We start from the raw sequence: 18,397 nt of genomic DNA on the forward strand, positions 1-18,397 counted from the left end.
CGATGGATAGAACATGTGATCGAACTGTTGCAAACGATAAAGGCACCCACCGACAAGTGGCGGTGCACGCCGACACGCCTCGAACACATGTTTGATTAATGGTGCCGGGGCGACTAGATTCGGCGCCATGAGCGAGCACACCGACACCCCTGAGGCGCGTTCAGGACTCACCGAGCGGCAGCGCACCATTCTGGAGGTCATCCGCGCGTCGGTGACCAGCCGTGGCTACCCGCCGAGCATTCGGGAGATCGGCGACGCGGTCGGTCTGACGTCGACCTCGTCTGTCGCACACCAACTCCGGACATTGGAGAAGAAGGGCTATCTCCGTCGCGATCCCAATCGTCCTCGCGCGGTGGACGTCCGGGGTTCCGACGATACGGTGACGCCGATCGTCGCCACCGACGTCGCCGGATCCGACGCGCTTCCCGAGCCGACGTTCGTGCCGGTGCTGGGCCGGATCGCCGCCGGTGGCCCGATCCTGGCCGAGGAGGCCGTGGAGGACGTGTTCCCGTTGCCCCGCGAACTCGTCGGCGAAGGGTCGCTGTTCCTGTTGAAGGTGGTCGGCGAATCCATGATCGACGCAGCGATCTGCGACGGCGACTGGGTGGTCATCCGCCAGCAGAACGTCGCCGAGAACGGCGATATCGTCGCGGCGATGATCGACGGCGAAGCCACGGTCAAGACGTTCAAGCGCACCCGGGGTCAGGTGTGGCTGATGCCGCACAACCCGGTGTTCGATCCGATCCCCGGCAACGACGCAGTGGTGCTGGGCAAGGTCGTCACCGTCATCCGCAAGATCTGACGGAGATCAGTTGGCGCGAACGAATCCGTTCGTCACCGCGAATTCCTCATTGACGAACCAGATCTCAGCCGGTGTCTGGTCATAGCCGGGCGTGCCGGGCGTCCAATACTGGCCCGTACCGGTGTGCGCCTTGATCAGGTAGCCCTCGGGTGCGCGGTACGGGTCGCTACCCGCCAGGCGCATCGAGGTATTTGCGGGATCCGGCTCCTCGATATGGATCGCCGCATGGCGTCCGCTGGGGAAGTCGGGTTCGTAGGTCGAGCGCGGAATCGGCGGTAGGCCCGCCACCAGGGGTACGGCGGCAGTCTCCGGTTCGGGCTCGTCGTCATGGTCCACCTCGCCCTCGTGGTCCACCTCGTCGTGATCGCCGACGTCATTGTGATCACCGAGGCCGTCGTCGTCCCCGCGCGCGTCGTCATCCTCGGGGACATCGGACTGGATGCGGGTGGGGGCCGTGTCGACAGAGTCGGCATCGGAGTCGAATTCCAGCGATTCGTGGGCATCGGGTTCGGCCGGTTCGCCGGCTTCGTCGTGCTCTTCGGCGCCGAGCCCCGACAGCGCCCAGGGACTCTGCGGCGAGTATCCGCCGGGCTCCTGGCCGAACGCGGCGGGCCCACTCTCGTACTCGTCGGGCTCGTGTGAGTCGGCGCGGCCGTCGTAGCCCGAATCGTGTGGGCTCCGGTAGCCGGCCGCGTACTCGTCCTCACCGTAGTGCTCGCCGAAATGGTCATCCCGTGACCGCCGGTTGCGCAGCACCGCCGTGATGATGAGGCCGACCAGTGCGAGCATCGGGATCAGGCCCAGCAGCCACCACCAACTCCACGCGTACCACTTCTTGCCGGCGGCACTGCTCGGCTCTGCGGCGGGGGCCTTGGGCGCATCGGCACCGGGCACCTCGAGACCGGCCAGTTGCGACTGCAGATTCGCGGGCTCCGTCGTGAACTTATGGGTCGACTGGTCCCACGAGATGCTGCCGCCGTTGAACTGCTGGGTGATGACATCACCGTTCTGGGTCTGATCACTCTTCGGTGCACCCAGATCCCCGGTCGCACCGCCGAGTTTGTCCCACGCCGCGTTCATGGCACCACGGACGATCACGGCGCCGAAGTCGGGAGTCCAGAAGATGACGGGCTTGTCCGCGGCGGCGAAGGGCACGAACCGGCTGGCCGGGGCCAGCCCGCCGTCGGATTCGCTGGCAGTCGGGAAGCCGAGATCGCCAGTGGGTCCACCGACGCTCTCGTACTTGGCCAGCACCTGACCGGTGACGACGTCGGCGCCGGTGGCCGGGCTGTAGAAGATCTTGCCGCCGGCGTAGTTCTCGCCGACACCGTCGGTACCGATGGCGTACTGACCGCCGTCCGGGGCACCGAGCGGACCCAGCGCCCCACCGGCAGCGCGGCGGGCCGCCGCGATCTCCGAGGTGGCGTCGGACGGGACCTCCAGGCCGGCGAGTTGATCGGCGAGTTCGGGCGGTGTCGTGGTGAAGGCCTTGGTCTTACGGTTCCACGACACCTCACCGCCGGTGAACTGCTGGGAGATCACATCCCCGCGCGAAGTCTCGTCCCCGGTGGGCACGCCGAGCACCGCGGCGGATCCACCGAGCTTGTCCCACGCGGCGTTGATCGCCCCGCGTACCACCCTGGCGCCGTTGTCCGGTGTCCAGAAGATGACGGGGTTGTCCGCTGCACTGAAGGTGGTGTTGCGACTGCCGGGCGCCCGGCCCGGTCCCTCATCGATCGTCGGGAAACCCAGATCGCTGTCCGCGGGACCGCCCAGGGACTGATATTTGTCCAGGATCGCACCGGCCATGATGTGCGCACCGGTCTGCGGAGTGAAGAAGATCTTGCCTCCGGCGAAGTTCTGTCCGAAGCCCGCACCGACGGTGTACACGTCGCCGTCCTTGCCACCGAGGGGTCCGGTGTCGCCACCGGCACCGTCCCACGCGGCGCTGATCGCCGCGTCGGCGTCGCTCTCGGGCGTGGCCAAAGCCGGTGCCGCGAGCACCGTTGCCATCACGCCGGCCGCCACCATCATCGGCGCCGCCAGCCCTAGCAACGCTCGCCCGGCGGCGGTACGCAGCCGGGTTCGCTGCCTGGTCATCAGTCCTCCCCAACTCGTGCAAAGCATGAGAAAAGTATCGCTTTCGTCAACTTTGCGTCAGCCGGGCGCCATCTCGTGGGATATCGCGACCTGTAGAGAACGCGTGTCGGGCCGGCGGAGCGTCGGCATCGGACCTCAGACGCCCAGGCCGCGGCCGATGATCTCCTTCATGATTTCGGTGGTACCGCCGTAGATGGTCTGGATCCTGGAGTCCAGGAAGGCCTTGGCAATCGGGTACTCACGCATATAGCCGTAGCCACCGTGCAGTTGCAGACAGCGATCGACCAGCCGGACCTGAGCCTCGGTGGAATACCACTTGGCCATCGCCGCCTGGTCGACGGTGAGCTTGTGGTCCAGGTGCAGGCGGATGAACTCGTCGACCATGATCCGCACCGCGGTGGCCTCGGTGGCCAGCTCGGCGAGCACGAATCGGTTGTTCTGGAAGCTGCCGATCGGCTTGCCGAACGCCTTGCGCTCCTTGGTGTACTGCAGTGTCGCCTCCAACGTCGCCTCCATCGCGGCGGCCGCCATGACGGCGATGCTGATCCGCTCCTGCGGCAGGTTCTGCATCAGATAGATGAAGCCGAGCCCTTCCTGCCCGAGCAGGTTCTCGACGGGCACCTTCACATCGGTGAACGACAGCTCCGCGGTGTCCTGCGCGTCGAGCCCGATCTTGTCGAGATGACGGCCCCGTTCGAAACCCGCCATCCCCCGTTCGACGACCAGCAGGCTGAAACCCTGAGCCCCCTTGTCCGGGTCCGTGCAGGCCACCACGATGACGAGGTCGGCGTGGATACCGTTGGTGATGAAGGTCTTCGAACCGTTGAGCACGTAGTGGTCGCCGTGCTTGACCGCCCGGGTCTTGATGCCCTGCAGGTCACTTCCGGTGCCCGGTTCGGTCATTGCGATCGCCGCGATCAATTCGCCGCTGCAGAACCCGGGCAGCCAGCGCTTCTTCTGTTCCTCATCGGCGAGCTCCAGGAAATAGGGCGCGATGACGTCGTTCTGCAGGGTGAAGCCCAGACCGCTGTGCCGCCCCGCACTGGTCTCCTCGGTGACGACGACGTTGTAGCGGAAGTCCGGGTTGCCACCGCCGCCGTACTCCTCGGGTACGGCCATACCGAGAAAGCCCTGCTTACCGGCCTCGCGCCAGACCTCGCGGTCGACGATCTTGGCCTTCTCCCATTCTTCCTGGAACGGTGCGGCATGCCGGTCGAGGAATGCGCGGTAGGACTCGCGGAACAGGTCATGCTCCGGTTCGAACAGGGTGCGCTCGAACTTGACGACGCCCATGGTGTGACCTCCGGTACTGGATTTCGGGTGTGTGGCGCCCAACATACCAACCAGATGGTTGGTCGGACGGCGGGCCCACCACCCTAGGATTGGTGCGTGTCACGTGCCAGCCACTCGCATTGGGGTGCCTTCACCGCCGAACTGAGCGCCGGTGACATCTCGGCCGTGACTCCGATGGCCACCGACATCGACCCCTCACCACTGTTGGCGAACCTCCCCGGTTCGCTGCGACACCGGGCCCGGGTGGCGGGGCCGGCCGTGCGCCGCGGCTGGCTGGACGACGGGCCCGGGCCCAGCGGTGCCCGCGGTGCCGACGAGTTCGTCGCGGTCACGTGGGACGAACTCACCGAACTCCTCGCCGACGAACTGCGCCGCGTCATCGACATCCACGGCAACGAGGCCATCTACGGCGGGTCCTACGGCTGGGCCAGCGCCGGGCGCTTCCATCACGCCCAGAGCCAGGTGCACCGGTTCCTCAAACTGCTCGGCGGCTACACCTCGTCGCGCCACTCGTACAGCCTGGGCGCCACTGGGGTCATCATGCCGCGGGTGGTCGGCACCCACGACGACCTGTTCAAACGTTCCACCGGATGGGATGTCATCGTCGAGCACACCGAGCTGCTGGTCTGCTTCGGCGGTATCGCACTGAAGAACACCGGCATCAATCACGGTGGCACCACGGCACATCCGGCCCGTGCGGCACTGCGCCGGTTCCGCGACCGCGGCGGGCAGATCGTGTCCTTCTCCCCGCTGCACGACGATGTCGAGGGCGAATACGAGTGGCACGCGCCGGTACCCGGTACCGATGTGGCGATCATGCTGGCGCTGGCCCATGTGCTGGCCACCGAGAATCTCGCGGACCGGGAGTTCCTGGCCAGCTACTGCACCGGGTACGACCGGTTCGAGCGCTACCTGCTCGGCAGCGACGACGGCGTCCCGAAGTCACCGGCCTGGGCGTCGGCCCTCAGCGGACTGCCCGCCGAGACCATCACCGCGCTGGCCCGCCGGATGGCTGCCGCCCGCACCCTGGTCACCGTCAGCTGGTCGCTACAACGCATCCGGCACGGCGAACAGGCCCCGTGGATGGGCCTGACGCTGGCCGCGATGCTCGGCCAGATCGGCTTGCCCGGTGGCGGATTCGGGCACGGCTACGGGTCGATGAACGAACCGGGCCTGGCCCCGCTGCGATACCGGCTGCCCGTGCTGCCCCAGGGCCCCAACCCGGTGTCGACGTTCATCCCGGTCGCCGCGATCAGCGATATGCTGCTGCACCCGGGGGAAGAGTACGACTACAACGGGCTGCGGCTGACCTACCCCGATATCCGGCTGGTCTACTGGGCGGGCGGGAACCCGTTCCACCACCACCAGAACATCCCGCGGCTGCGGCGGGCCCTGGCCCGGCCGGACACCGTCGTCGTGCACGACCCGTACTGGACGGCGATGGCCAAACACGCCGATATCGTCGTGCCCTCGACCACCGCCTATGAGCGCGAAGACTATTCGGGGTCGCGTAACGACCCACTGCTGGTCGCGATGCGCGCGCTGACCGAGCCCTACGCCGAGTCCCGGGACGACTACGACACCTTCGCCGCCCTGGCCGAGCGCCTCGGTGTGGGCGACCAATTCACCCAGGGCCGCACCGCGCGGCAATGGCTGCAGCACATGTACGAAAAGTGGTCGGCCGGGCTCGATTTCGCGGCACCGACCTTCGACCAGTTCTGGGCCGACGGTCAGCTCCGGCTGCCCACCGAGCCCGGGCTGACCCTGCTGTCGGACTTCCGCGCCGATCCGCACACCCACCGGTTGCACACCCCGAGCGGGCGCATCGAGATCTTCTCGGCCGATATCGATGGTTTCGGTTATGCCGACTGCGTGGGCCATCCGGCCTGGTTCGAACCCACCGAATGGCTCGGCGGCAGGCGGGCCGCCACCTTCCCCCTGCATCTGCTGGCCAACCAGCCCGCATCCCGCCTACACAGCCAGCTCGATACCGGCGCCCTCAGCCAGGGATCGAAAGTATCTGGGCGCGAACCGATCCGGATGCACCCCGAGGATGCCGACGAACGCGGGTTGGCCGACGGCGACGTGGTGCGGGTGTACAACGACCGGGGCGCATGTCTGGCCGGGGTGGTGACCGACGCCGGTGTGCGCCCCCGCGTGGTCCAGCTGTCGACGGGCGCCTGGTACGACCCGCTGGACCCGGCGGACCCGGATGCGCTGTGCGTGCACGGCAACCCGAACGTGCTCACCGACGACGTCGGCACATCCGCCCTGGCGCGGGGCTGCACCGGCGCGCATGTGCTGGTGCAGGTGGAGAAATTCGCCGGGCCCCTACCACCGGTGCGGGCTCATCAGCCTCCGGTGGTCGCCGAGCGCTGATCGGCGGGCAGCCGAGGGGCCACCAGGTCGATGAACGCGTCGGCCACCCGGTAGGCGTCCCCGATCGGGTAGCCGTTGTGGATCGCCCCGGACAGCATGGTGCTGATGATGCCCCACAACATCATTGCGGTGTCGAACGACTCCTGGTGCCCCAGCGCGGCGAAGTCCGCGGCCAGGGTGCGCTGAGCGGTCTCGGCGAACTGCTGCATCAACGGCTGGGCGTTGGCATCGGTGGTGTTCTGCAACAGCATGCACACCTTGAAGAAGGCGGGCCAGCGCTCGAAGCTGGTGATGATGTCGCGCACCTTCTGCCGCACCCGGCGCTCGGCCGGGCGGTTGTCCCGGGCATTGTCGTCGAACACCGGCTGCGCCCACTCCATCAGCACGGCGGCGTAGACGTGCTCCTTGGAACTGAAGTAGCGGTAGAGCGTGCCCAGCGCGACATCGGCCGCAACGGCGACGTCACGCATCTGGATCTGCTCATAGTCGTGCACCTTGAGCGCCGCCAGCGCCGCCGCCACGATCTGCGACCGGCGCGCCTGCTTGTAGCCCGGCAAGTCCGTGCTCGTGGTCATCGGGCCTCAATTCTTCGGCAGTCCCAGGATCATCGTCGCGATGATATTCAGCTGGATCTCGACGGTGCCACCTCCGATCACCTCGGCGGGCATCATCAGACTCTGCGCCACAGCCGAGTGCTCGCCACCGCCCACCATCGCCGCACGCCCGCTGAAGGCCAGCGCATCGGCGGTGACCCGCCGCACGATCTGCGCGGTCGCCACCTTGCCGACGCTGGAGGCCGGCCCCGGGCCGTGTCCCGCCAGGCGATTGAGGGTGTCCCGGACGGCAAGCGCGCCAATGGCATTCGACCCGGCCCTGACCTCGCCGAGAGCCTGCCGGACCGCATCTGCACCGGACCTGCTCGCCAACGTGCGCAGTTCGCTCTCCTTGTCCAGCTTGATATAGGCCCCGATGGCGACCCGCTCGTTGGCCATCGTCGCCAGCGCATGCGACCAGCCGGCGGTCGGCTCCCCCACCAGCATGGCGTCGGGCACGAAGACGTCGTCGAAGAACACCTCGTTGAAGTGTTCTTCACCGCTTGCCGTGCGCAACGGCCGCACCCGGATGCCCGGTGTCGTCATGTCCACCAGGAAGTACCCGATTCCCTTGTGCTTCTTGGCATCCGGATCGGTGCGGGCCAGCAGTGCACCCCAGTCGGCACGCTGCGCCGACGAGGTCCAGACCTTCTGCCCGTTCACCAGCCAGCCACCGTCGGTCTTGGTGGCCCGCGTCGACAGCGACGCCAGATCGGAACCCGCGCCGGGCTCGGAGAACAGCTGGCACCAGCCGATCTCGCCGCGCAGTGTCGGATCGGCGAACTGCGCCCGCTGCGCATCGGATCCGGCGGCCAGCACGGTAGGCAGGATCCACTGCGCGATGCCCAGTGACGGGCGGACCAGATTCGGCCGCTTCTCGAACTCCTCGTCGATGATCAACTGTTGGACGGGGCTGGCATCCAGTCCCCACGGCGCGGACAGGTACGGCGCGACCAGGCCCGCGGCCGCCAGGGCGGTCCGCTGCGGCCCGGTCCAGAACTCCGCGTATTCCGGGTTCTGCCGGCCCGGGGTGTCATTGCTCAACTGCGCCGCACGATCCAGCGTCGAGGCGACGATGGCCCGGAAATCCGGTTCCACGTCCTCGATCTCGATGCTGAAATCGCGTCCGGGCCAGCTCGGATCGCCCAAGACGTGCGCCCATTCGGTGCGCGATCCCACGGCGGCGGCCAGGCTGATCGCGCGCTTCCAGTACAGATGCAGATCGTGCTCCCAGGTGTAGCCGATGGCGCCGAACATGGTCAGCGCGTCGACCACCAGCTCGGGCAGCCGGCAGACGGCCACGATGGCGGCGCCGGCGGCGGCGATGTGGTGCTGGGGTACGGACTGGTCCGCGGCGCGGACCGCGTCCCACGCCGACGCGGCGGCCAGCTCACTGTTGATGAACAGCATCGCCGCTTTGTGCTGGAGGGCCTGAAACGACCCGATGGGTCGGCCGAACTGTTCCCGGACCTTCAGGTAGGCCACCACGTTGTCCACGCACCAGCGGGCGATACCGGCGGCTTCGGCCGCCAGCAGGCTCACGGCGACACACCGGGCACGCACCGCATCGATACCGGTGAGCACATCGTCGACGCCGACGCGTACACCGTCGATCTGCAGCATGCCCACATCACGGGTCAGGTCGGTGGGGGTCTGCGCCGCCACGTGCACCCCGGCCGTGCCGGTGTCGAGGACGAACCAGTGCAGCGCACCGGAATCGGTGCCCGCACTGACGATGACCCGTTCGGCCCCGCACAGGCCGATCTCCGGGCCGACGGCACCTGACAACAACCAGCCGCCGTCGGTGGCCGCCGCACGCAGCTGCCCGGCCTGCGGCAGGACCAGCGTCGCCGGGTGGCCGGCCACGATATCGCCGAGCAGCCGCTCGGCGGCGGTTCCCGGCTCCGCGGTCGCAGCCACCGCCCCGGCGATCACGGTCGGTAGCAGCGGTCCGGGAAGCAGGCCGTAGCCGGCGGCGTCGATGACGCAGGCGGCCTCTGCCAGGCCGCCACCCTGTCCCCCGATGTGTTCGGGCAGGTGTACCGCGTGCAGGCCCTGATCCACCAGCGCAGCCCAGAACCCCGGCCGCCCGCCGGCCGCGAGCTCGTCGAACTGCGACCGGGTCAGCTCCAGGCCGCCGTGCCTGGCCGCGAAACCTGCCATCGCGTCGGTGATCTGCACCTGTTCGTCGGTCAGCGCCAATGCCACAGTGTGGGCCCTCCCTAACCTGCGGTGTAGTGCAAGAGTGTCACCCCGGCGTCGGGTTCGTCGCCGGGGATGTCGGTGAACACCGGGGTGACCGGCATCCCCACCCGCAGGGCGTCGGCATCGATGCCGACGAACTCGGTGGCCACCCGCGGCCCTTCCCGCCACTGCACGACCCCGAGCAGGTGCGGCACGGCGTCGGCGAACTGCGGCGCGACGGGCCGCTGCGCGACAGCGAAGCTGACGACCGTTCCCGCGCCCGAGATCTGGCGCCATTCCAGGTCATCGGCCAGGGTGCCGGGTGCCAGGACCCGGGGGTAGAACACGTACGCGTCCGACGACGGCGAGTACTGGATCCAGATCTCGTGGCGCCGCAACCCACCCCAGAACGGCGCGGAGGTCGGCGTGGCCAGCGGAAGCGGCCTGCCCAACGGAATGGTCATCTAGTCGCCCTCCAAGACGAGCGCTTCCTGTTCGCTCAGCACACCGCCGTTGCCCGAGACGAAGGCGCGGTGACAGTCGGACACCTGGGTCTGGCCGGCGCGACCCATCAACTGCCGGGTGGCATCGCAGATATGGTGCATCCCACCGGCATTGCCCGGCTGGCCGTAGCCCAACTGGCCGCCCGCGGTGTTCATCGGGAAGTCGCCGCGGAACGTGAGGTCGTGGTCGGTGACGAATTGCATCCCCTTGCCCTTCTCGCAGAAGCCGGCGTCTTCGAGGGTGAGCAGCGCGGTGATGGTGTAGCAGTCATAGATCGACACCATGTCCATATCGGCGGGAGTCAGTCCCGCCATGCCGAAGGCCGACCCGGCGACCTTGACCATCGGCGTCTGCAACGGGTCTGCCGCGTAGACGGGTGACTTGTAGGGCACCCGCTCGCCGAAGCCCTTCACCCACACCGGCCGGTGACGGCTCTTACGGGCCAGTTCCGCGCTGGTGACCAGCACCGCCGAACCGCCCATACACGGCATCACGATCTCGAGCATGTGCAGCGGGGACGCGATGATGGGACTGTCGAGCACATCGGCGACGGTCAGCGGTTTGTCCTCGAACACCGCCCCCGGGGTGTGGTTGGCGTTGACCCGTTGGTCGACGACGATCTTGGCCATCGCCGTCTCGTCGTAACCGTATGCGGCGGCGTACATCTGGGCGACCTGCGCGTAGGGGCCGTTCTGCCCCAGGTAGCCGTAGGGAATCTCGAATTCGGCCTGCGGGGACCCATAGCGGAAGCTGGACGCACCGAAGTACAGGGCGTCCCCCGGGTCATACGGCCGCTGCGCCGACATCGGGGTGAGGTAGTTGGCGGGGATCGCGCAGAGCACCGCCTGGCAGATCCCCAATTCGATGGCCGCCGCGGCGCGCCAGACCATCGCCGCACCGGAGGCGCCGCCCAGGTCGACGATTTCGGCGAAGTTCACCGCCAGCCCCAGATATTCGGCGACGGTCGACGGAACGAACAGCTGCGATTCCATCACTCCGCAGGTCACCAGGCCGTCGACCTGATCGGCCGACAGTCCCGCGTCGGCGATCGCCGCCGCGGCCAACCGGGCCCACTGTTCGAGGATGAACTCCGGTGCACCGGTCGGCCTCCGGGTGGCCGGCAACTCGTGGAAGCCGACGATGGCGGCCTCGCCCCGCAATCCCATGCGACGCTCCCTTCTCCAGCCCAGGCGACATTAGTAGAATAAGATTCTACTTTCAATTCCTCCGCAAAGGAAGCCGCCTGGATCGCGGGTCGCCGCGGCAACTTCGCTATTAACGTCTCCGTTACCGCGCCCCGGTGCGACGATTCGTGCGGGACGCTGCCGTCGGACGACAAGGTGAGCAGATGGATATCGCAAAACGATCCGTACTGACCGTGCTGGCGCTGCTGACGGCGGTGTTCGTCGCCATCGGTGCGACGATGAGCATGGCCGTCGCCCTGGCCGCGACCGTGCTCCTGGTGCCCGGCACCGGTGTCCCGGATGCGACCAAGGTGGACAACTACATCGCCCACGCGCTGGACTACTACGTCGCGCCCTACACACCGTCGTGCTCGAGCACGTCGACCGACTGCACGGTGAAACCCATCGACTACCCGGCACAGTTCTGGCCCATCCCGCTGGCCGGGTGGGGCGGCCTCAGCGGCGCCAAGTGGGATGTGTCGACGGGTAAGGGCCTGGCCACTCTCGAATCCACACTCGACGGGACACTGCATCCGACGCCACCCGGAACACCGAACACCCCGATCGTCATCTTCGGGTACTCGCAAGGCGGCAATATCGTCAGCCGCGAGAAGCGCAATCTCGGTGACCTGGGCGCCAATCCGGACGCCATCTCATTCGTGATGATCGGGAACACCAACCGGCCCAACGGCGGACTGTTCGAACGGCTCGCCCTCCTGGGGCACGTACCGATCCTGGACGCCACCTTCGGCCTGCCCGCGCCGACCAACACCTGTGACGAGCGCTGCGCCACCGATATCGCGTTCGAGTACGACGGCGTATCCGACTTCCCGCTCTATCCGCTCAACGCACTGGCCACCCTCAACGCCCTGGCCGGCTTCTGGTACGTCCACGGCAGCTACCTGGCACCCAATGGCCGCACCGATCCGAACGAACTACCCGACGGATACACCGAAGCCGAGCTGAAAGCTGAACTCGACAACCAGGCCAACTGGAGCGACTACGGCGACACCCGCTACATCACCATCCCCACCAAGACGCTGCCGCTGGTGCGGCCGTTCCTGGAATTCGGCGGGTTCACCCACACCAGCTTCATCGTCAAACCGATCGTGGACCTGCTCGAACCGGTCCTGCGCGTGCTCATCGACACCGGGTACGACCGCAGCCTCAGCCCCGGCGTGCCGGCCCCCTTCCGGCTGATCCCGCTCAACATCAACCCCGTCAAGCTCACCGGCGATGTCGTCAAGGCCCTCGGCGAAGGCGTCAAGGCCGCGCTCGCCGATATCGGCGTCAAAGCACCGCCGAAGCCCGCACCTGTCACCTCGACCAACCTGGCTGCGGCGAATGCCACCTCAAACAACCTGGCGACCGCCAAGAAGGATGCTCAACAAGCCCCGAAAACCATGGTGGACAACAAGACCGAGGCCACCGATCCCGGCGACAACAAGAAGACCGAAAGCCCGGAGGCCACCGACACCAAGACCGAGCCGCCGAGCACGCCCGTCACACCCCGGCCCAAGGTGCGTGGGCCGATCGGCTCCGGGCCGCTGGCCCAGCTCGTACGTCAGTTCCACGACACCGTGACCGGTAAGCACGGCACCACCTCCGGCACCACCAAGACCGGCACCGACGCGCAGACCCAGCCTGCGACCAAACCGGACACCACACCTGAATCGAAGCCCGAAACCCCGAGCACCACCGCAGAATCCAGCACACCGGCGGCCGCCAAGGACAGCAACTCGACCGCCGCGGCGGCGGCCTGACCCGTCCGCGTTTATCCGCTGCTGTACTCGCGCAGGCTCGCGGCCAGCGAAACCGGCACCCGCGCGGTGATTCTGGTGCCGTCCGCGGTGTGCTCGGTCGTGTCGATACGCCCGTCGGCGTGCACCCGGGCCACCAGGTCACCGCGGTCGTACGGGATGGTCACGTCGACGAACGCGTCGGTCGGTTCGACCAGGGCGGTCAACCTCTGCTGCAGCAGGTCGAGTCCCTCGCCGGTGCGTGCGGACACGAACACCGCGTCGGGTAGCGCACGGCGCAGTTGTGCCAGGGCCAGATCCCCGGCGGCGTCGATCTTGTTGACCACCACGAGTTCGGGCGCCACGGGCCGGTCATGCTCGGCGTACACATCGCGCACCACCTGGCGCACGGCACTGATCTGAGCCATCGGATTCACATCGGAGCCGTCGACCACGTGCACCAGCAGATCGGCATCGACGACCTCCTCCAGCGTCGAGCGGAACGCCTCGACCAGCTGAGTGGGCAGGTGCCGCACGAATCCGACGGTATCGGTGAGCACGAACGGGCGACCGTCCGCCAGTTGCCCACGCCGCGTGGTGGGTTCCAGGGTGGCGAACAGCGCGTTCTCCACCAGCACCCCGGCACCCGTCAGCGCGTTGAGCAGACTGGACTTACCCGCGTTGGTGTAGCCGACGATCGCCACCGCGGGGATGTCGGCCGAGCGCCGCTTGCCCCGCTGGGTATCGCGAATCTTCTTCATATCGCGAATCTCACGGCGCAGCTTGCTCATTCGCTCGCGGATGCGGCGCCGGTCGGTCTCGATCTTCGTCTCACCGGGACCGCGGGTGCCTACCCCACCGCTGCTGCCGCCGGCGCCGCCGCCCTGCCGCGACATCGACTCGCCCCAGCCCCGCAGCCTGGGCAGCATGTACTCCATCTGCGCGAAGGCCACCTGAGCCTTGCCCTCGGCGGAGGTCGCGTGCTGGGCGAAGATGTCCAGGATCAACGCGGTGCGGTCGATGACCTTGACCTTGACGATCTTTTCCAGCGAGTTCAGCTGGGCCGGGGACAGCTCACCATCGCAGATGACGGTGTCGGCACCGGTGGCCAGCACCATCTCGCGCAGTTCCTGTGCCTTGCCCGATCCGATGTAGGTCGACGGATCCGGCTTGTCGCGGCGCTGGACCAGCCCTTCGAGCACTTCCGAGCCGGCGGTCTCGGCCAGGGCGGCCAATTCGGCCAGGCTGGCATCGGCATCCGCGGCGCTGCCCTCGGTCCACACCCCCACCAGCACCACCCGCTCGAGGCGCAACTGGCGGTATTCGACCTCGGTGACATCGGCCAGTTCGGTCGACAGGCCGGCCACGCGGCGCAGCGCGGCGCGGTCTTCGAGGGCGAGTTCGCCGACGGTCGGGTCGCGATGCGGAGATTCAGTCATGAGTGATACCGATGGTGGCACGCCCGGCTGCCGATTGGCGAACCGTTTTCGGCGATGCCGAAGATCGGGCCCGGTTCAAATCTGTGCATCCCACCAGGTGTCGGCGAGCTCGCCGTGGGCGACGAGCACCGATGGGCCGCGCAGGTAGCTGGTGGCCTCGGTGACGGTGACGGTGACCTCGCCGCCGGGGATCCGCACCAGCAGAGAACCGGTGCTCGCCCCGGTGTGCTGCAGGGCTGCGACCACTGCGGCCACCGTTCCCGTTCCACAGGAACGGGTTTCGCCGACACCACGTTCGTGTACGCGCATCGAGACGAACCCGTCGACCGGCGGGCCGGAGCGCCGCGACTCGGGGAGTTTCTGGGGCGCGGTCAGCACCTCGACGTTGACGCCTTCGGGGAACTGCGCCGCATCGAAGGACACCGGAGCCGCGACATCGAGCACCGCCAGCGCCGTCGTGCTGAGGTCGGTCACGCACGCCAGGTGCGGGTTGCCGACGTCGACGGCCAGCCCGTCGAAGCTGCGCCCGGCGACGACGGCCGATCCGCTTCCCACCACGTTCGCCTTGCCCATATCGACGGTCACCTCGGCGTTGACGCCATCGCCGTGGTGCACCACCACCGGGCGCGGCCCGGCCAGCGATCCCACGACGAACTCGTCGCGTCGCTCCAGCCCGGAGGCCCGCAGGTAGTGGGTGAACACCCGGACCCCGTTCCCGCACATCTGGGCTATCGAACCGTCGGCATTGCGGTAGTCCATGTACCAGTCCTGCGCGGCCACCCCTTCGGGCAGCGCATCGAAGACCCCGGCGCGCAATGCCGCGCCGGCGGTGGTGACACGCAGCACGCCGTCTGCCCCCAGTCCGCGGCGCCGGTCGCACAATGCGGACACCGCGGCCGGTGTCAGATCCAGGGCGGCGTTGAGGTCGGGCAGCAGCACGAAATCGTTCTGCGTACCGTGCCCCTTCGCGAACTTCATTTGTCCAGGATAGCCACTGCGGCCTTGGCCAGGTCCGCCGCCGAACCGTCGAGCCAGTGCACCCGGTGGTCGCGGCGGAACCAGGACCGTTGCCGGCGCACATAGCGGCGGGTACCCACGAAGGTGGGTTCCCGCGCGGACGATCCGTCGCCGCCGGCGTCCAAGTCGGCCAGCACCTGGGCGTAACCCAGCGCCCGCGACGCCGTCACGCCCGTGCGCAGCCCCTCGGCGATCAGTCCCGTCACTTCGGCGACCAGCCCGTCATCGAACATCGTCTCGGTGCGTTCCTGTAGCCGCTCGTCCAAAACAGCGGTGTCCCAGTCCAATCCGATGATCGCGGTGTCCCAGCGCGGTGTGCCGATCCGGGGCGCCGAGGCGGCGAACGGCTGGCCGGTGAGTTCCACCACCTCCAGCGCGCGCACGATGCGCCTGCCGTCACTGTCCAGGATGGAAGCACCGGCCTGCGGATCGACCCGGGTGAGTTCGGCGTGCAGGGCAGCGACACCCACCTCGGCCAGCCGCGCCTCCCAGCGGGCCCGCACCACCGGGTCGGTGGCCGGGAACGACCACTGATCCAACAGCGACTGGATGTAGAGCATCGATCCGCCGACGATCACCGGTACCGCGCCGCGGTTCATGATCGCCTCGATATCGGCGGCGGCGCTCTCCTGGTAGCGCGCGACCGAGGCGTTCACGGTGACGTCGATGACGTCGAGTTGGTGATGCGGGATGCCGCGGCGCTGCGCCACGGGAAGTTTGGCGGTGCCGATGTCCATGCCCCGGTAGAGCTGCATCGCGTCGGCGTTCACGATCTCCCCGCCGAGCCGTTCGGCCAGGTCCAGCGCCAGCGCCGACTTGCCGGTGCCGGTAGGTCCGATGACGGCGACCGGTCGGGTCATGGACGCCACACCCCCACGAAGTACCCCACCCCGTAGGGCGCCCCGCGGTAGAGCTCCTGGGCGACGGCGGGTTTCCCCAGCCCGGCCAGCACCTGATAGGCCGCCCGGCCCACCACATTCGGGTCCAGCCGGGCCAGCGCTGCGGTGTCACCCGTGGCCAGGGCATCGTCGAGCGCCTGCTGGACGGCAGGCGAATCCGGGTCGTGCCCACCGGGGGCCGACGGGGTCAGGGTGTGCATACCGTCGGCGACGACGAGCACGCCGATGGCGTCGCCGGTCTGGTCGATCGCGGCGCGCAGCTCACGCCCGGCGGCCAGTGCCGCGGGCGTATCCAGATCGTCGCGGTACACCCTCACCTCGGCGCATGCCTGCGCTGCCACCTGCGCCCGCACCCACCCGGCGATCAGCGCGCACAGCGGCAGCTCGGTCACCGGGCCGGCCGCGTCGGGCGACAGACGCACCCGCAGATCGACCCCGTAACCGGCGAAGGTGCCCAGCTCACCGGGCCCGATCAGCCCGGTGTCGCGGCCCGTCCCGACCACGATCCAGCGCGACGGCAGGGCCGAGGCCGCCGTCATGACAGCCGTGCGCATATCGGCCAGTTCGGCGGCGGCCGCGCCGGCAAGCTCCGGCACCAGCACAGGAGCCGACGGGATCACTGCGATGGCGGCCAACACGCCAGCCACGTTAGCGCGAGCGGCGGGTGGGCTCCGCCGCCCAACCCGCCCCACCGCGGGCCGGCACCGCGACGACCAGCGCGGCGAGTGCCGGCGGAGCGGCGATATCGGCGTCGCGCCTCCGCCGAATCGGGCGGTCCGGGAACCCGACAACGGGCACGCATCGCGAAGGCGTGCGCATGTCCGCCGGTGACCTGCTTCAATAGCGTGCGGAAGCTATTGGGCGCCGCGTCGCGCGGCAGGTGCGCGGATCACACCGCGCGGAGGTGTGAGGAACAGTGATGACGACCAGCGATTCGAATACTCCCAAGCCGGCGCCGCGCCCCGGGCCGAGGCCGGGCCCACGTCCGGGCCCCCATCCGAGCGCCGCACCCGCCGCGGTCCCGGTCGCCCCGGCCCCGGCCACCAGTGCCGTCGATCCGCACCGGTTCGGGCGCGTCGACCCCGACGGCACCGTGGTGTTGATCACCTCCGACGGTGAGCGGGTCATCGGCTCCTGGCAAGCCGGTGATGCCGAGGCCGCTTTCGTCCACTTCGGACGCCGCTACGACGATCTGCACACCGAGGTCGCCCTGCTCGAGACGCGACTTGCCTCGGGCAGCGGTGACGCCCGCAAGATCAAGACGGCCGCGGCCGGCCTGCTGGAGGGGCTGCCGAACGCCGCCGTGCTCGGCGACGTCGATGCCGTGCACGCCAGGCTGACCGCCATCGTCGAGCATGCCGGCGACGCCGCGGCCGCCGAACGCGCGCGGCGCGACGAACACCGCGCCACGCAAACCGCCCGCAAGGAGGCGCTGGCCGCCGAAGCCGAGGAGCTTGCCGCCACCTCCACCCAGTGGAAGGCCGCCGGGGACCGGCTGCGCGAGATCCTCGACGAGTGGCGCACCATCACCGGGCTGGACCGTAAGACCGACGACGCCCTGTGGAAGCGGTACTCGGCCGCCCGCGAGGCGTTCAACCGGCGCCGAGGTTCGCATTTCGCCGAACTCGACCGGGAACGTGTCGGTGTCCGGCAGGCCAAGGAAGCCCTGTGCGAGCAGGCCGAGCGACTCAGCGATTCGACCGACTGGGCCGCCACCGCGTCGACCTTCCGCGATCTGCTGGCCCAGTGGAAGGCCGCCGGCCGGGCTGCCAAGGATGTCGACGACGCGCTCTGGGCCCGGTTCAAGGCCGCCCAGGACACGTTCTTCGCGGCCCGTAACGCCATCAATGCCGAGCGCGACGCCGAGTTCGGGGCGAATGCGGCGGCCAAGGAGGCACTACTGGTCGAGGCCGAGGCGCTCGACGTCAGCGATCCCGATGCTGCGCGGGCGGCATTTCGCGCGATCGGCGACAAGTGGGACGCCATCGGCAAGGTGCCGCGCGAACGTTCGGCCGAACTCGAACGCCGGATGCGGGCGGCCGAGAAGAAGGTCCGCGACGCCAGTGCGGTGAACCATGTCGACGCCGAGGCGCAGGCCCGCGCCGACCAGTTCCGCGAGCGCGCCGAACAGTTCGAGAAGCAGGCCGAGAAGGCGGAGGCTGCCGGCCGCACCAAGGACGCCGAGCAGGCCCGAGCCAGCGCCGCGCAGTGGCGCGAATGGGCGGGGACCGCCGCCGAGGCCGTGCACAAGAAGCGCTAGGCGG

Annotated in this window: 15 protein-coding genes; 4 read left to right on the forward strand and 11 right to left on the reverse strand. The window is 68.6% G+C overall.

Annotated elements, in window-relative coordinates; genetic code table 11:
- The first annotated feature begins 127 nt into the window (after positions 1–127).
- Complete coding sequence (gene lexA / locus QN239_RS20750; RefSeq protein WP_090356515.1) at positions 128–802, forward strand: transcriptional repressor LexA; 675 nt, start codon at positions 128–130, stop codon at positions 800–802.
- 6 nt (positions 803–808) lie between these two features.
- Here the strand turns inward: lexA and QN239_RS20755 are convergent, their stop codons facing one another.
- Together QN239_RS20755 and QN239_RS20760 are read right to left on the reverse strand one after the other, a co-directional pair.
- Entirely contained in the window at positions 809–2,902 is a 2,094-nt protein-coding gene (locus tag QN239_RS20755; RefSeq protein ID WP_499013127.1) for an LGFP repeat-containing protein, read from the reverse strand.
- A gap of 135 nt (positions 2,903–3,037) precedes the next feature.
- Positions 3,038–4,195: an acyl-CoA dehydrogenase family protein gene (locus tag QN239_RS20760; RefSeq protein ID WP_090356518.1), complete on the reverse strand. Its 1,158-nt coding sequence runs from the start codon at positions 4,193–4,195 to the stop codon at positions 3,038–3,040.
- Positions 4,196–4,291: 96 nt separating this feature from the next.
- Here QN239_RS20760 and QN239_RS20765 point away from each other — a divergent pair, with 96 nt between their 5' ends.
- Positions 4,292–6,574 (forward strand): molybdopterin guanine dinucleotide-containing S/N-oxide reductase, encoded by a 2,283-nt coding sequence (locus QN239_RS20765; protein WP_499013129.1) that lies wholly within the window; start codon positions 4,292–4,294, stop codon positions 6,572–6,574.
- On the opposite strand, the gene QN239_RS20770 is transcribed toward QN239_RS20765, so the two are convergent.
- From QN239_RS20770 to QN239_RS20785, 4 genes are read right to left on the reverse strand one after another with little or no spacing between them, the layout of a single operon-like run.
- Positions 6,547–7,149 carry a TetR/AcrR family transcriptional regulator gene (locus tag QN239_RS20770; RefSeq protein ID WP_499013130.1) on the reverse strand — a complete coding sequence of 201 codons (603 nt, stop codon included), beginning with the start codon at positions 7,147–7,149 and terminating at the stop codon, positions 6,547–6,549. The two genes, QN239_RS20765 and QN239_RS20770, sit on opposite strands and share 28 nt — an antisense overlap.
- A gap of 6 nt (positions 7,150–7,155) precedes the next feature.
- Positions 7,156–9,375 (reverse strand): acyl-CoA dehydrogenase family protein, encoded by a 2,220-nt coding sequence (locus tag QN239_RS20775; RefSeq protein WP_499013132.1) that lies wholly within the window; start codon positions 9,373–9,375, stop codon positions 7,156–7,158.
- A 14-nt stretch (positions 9,376–9,389) separates the two neighbouring features.
- Positions 9,390–9,815: a Zn-ribbon domain-containing OB-fold protein gene (locus tag QN239_RS20780; protein ID WP_499013133.1), complete on the reverse strand. Its 426-nt coding sequence runs from the start codon at positions 9,813–9,815 to the stop codon at positions 9,390–9,392.
- The gene (locus QN239_RS20785) at positions 9,816–11,021 is read right to left on the reverse strand and encodes a thiolase family protein (RefSeq protein ID WP_499013135.1); all 1,206 of its coding nucleotides are present in this window, start codon (positions 11,019–11,021) and stop codon (positions 9,816–9,818) included.
- 182 nt (positions 11,022–11,203) lie between these two features.
- On the opposite strand from QN239_RS20785, the gene QN239_RS20790 reads away from it, so the two are divergent.
- Positions 11,204–12,802, forward strand: coding sequence for a PE-PPE domain-containing protein (locus tag QN239_RS20790; RefSeq protein WP_499013136.1), 1,599 nt, complete (start codon positions 11,204–11,206; stop codon positions 12,800–12,802).
- Between the two features lie 11 nt (positions 12,803–12,813).
- Here the strand turns inward: QN239_RS20790 and hflX are convergent, their stop codons facing one another.
- From hflX to QN239_RS20815, 5 genes are all read right to left on the reverse strand, one after another.
- Complete coding sequence (gene hflX / locus QN239_RS20795) at positions 12,814–14,217, reverse strand: GTPase HflX (RefSeq protein WP_499013137.1); 1,404 nt, start codon at positions 14,215–14,217, stop codon at positions 12,814–12,816.
- 75 nt (positions 14,218–14,292) lie between these two features.
- Entirely contained in the window at positions 14,293–15,195 is a 903-nt protein-coding gene (dapF, locus tag QN239_RS20800; RefSeq protein WP_090356533.1) for a diaminopimelate epimerase, read from the reverse strand.
- Positions 15,192–16,094 carry a tRNA (adenosine(37)-N6)-dimethylallyltransferase MiaA gene (gene miaA / locus QN239_RS20805; RefSeq protein ID WP_499013140.1) on the reverse strand — a complete coding sequence of 301 codons (903 nt, stop codon included), beginning with the start codon at positions 16,092–16,094 and terminating at the stop codon, positions 15,192–15,194. Before miaA ends, dapF begins: the two co-directional genes overlap by 4 nt.
- Positions 16,091–16,771 carry a class III extradiol ring-cleavage dioxygenase family protein gene (locus tag QN239_RS20810; RefSeq protein WP_499013142.1) on the reverse strand — a complete coding sequence of 227 codons (681 nt, stop codon included), beginning with the start codon at positions 16,769–16,771 and terminating at the stop codon, positions 16,091–16,093. Before QN239_RS20810 ends, miaA begins: the two co-directional genes overlap by 4 nt.
- A 10-nt stretch (positions 16,772–16,781) precedes the next feature.
- Positions 16,782–16,952, reverse strand: coding sequence for a hypothetical protein (locus tag QN239_RS20815; RefSeq protein WP_187099055.1), 171 nt, complete (start codon positions 16,950–16,952; stop codon positions 16,782–16,784).
- 100 nt (positions 16,953–17,052) lie between these two features.
- On the opposite strand from QN239_RS20815, the gene QN239_RS20820 reads away from it, so the two are divergent.
- On the forward strand, positions 17,053–18,393 hold the full coding sequence (locus QN239_RS20820) for a DUF349 domain-containing protein (RefSeq protein ID WP_499013144.1): 1,341 nt from the start codon (positions 17,053–17,055) through the stop codon (positions 18,391–18,393).
- The last annotated feature ends 4 nt before the right edge of the window (positions 18,394–18,397 follow it).

This window comes from Mycolicibacterium sp. Y3, assembly GCF_051188035.1.
In the GTDB taxonomy this organism is placed as follows: Bacteria; Actinomycetota; Actinomycetes; order Mycobacteriales; family Mycobacteriaceae; genus Mycobacterium; species Mycobacterium fluoranthenivorans.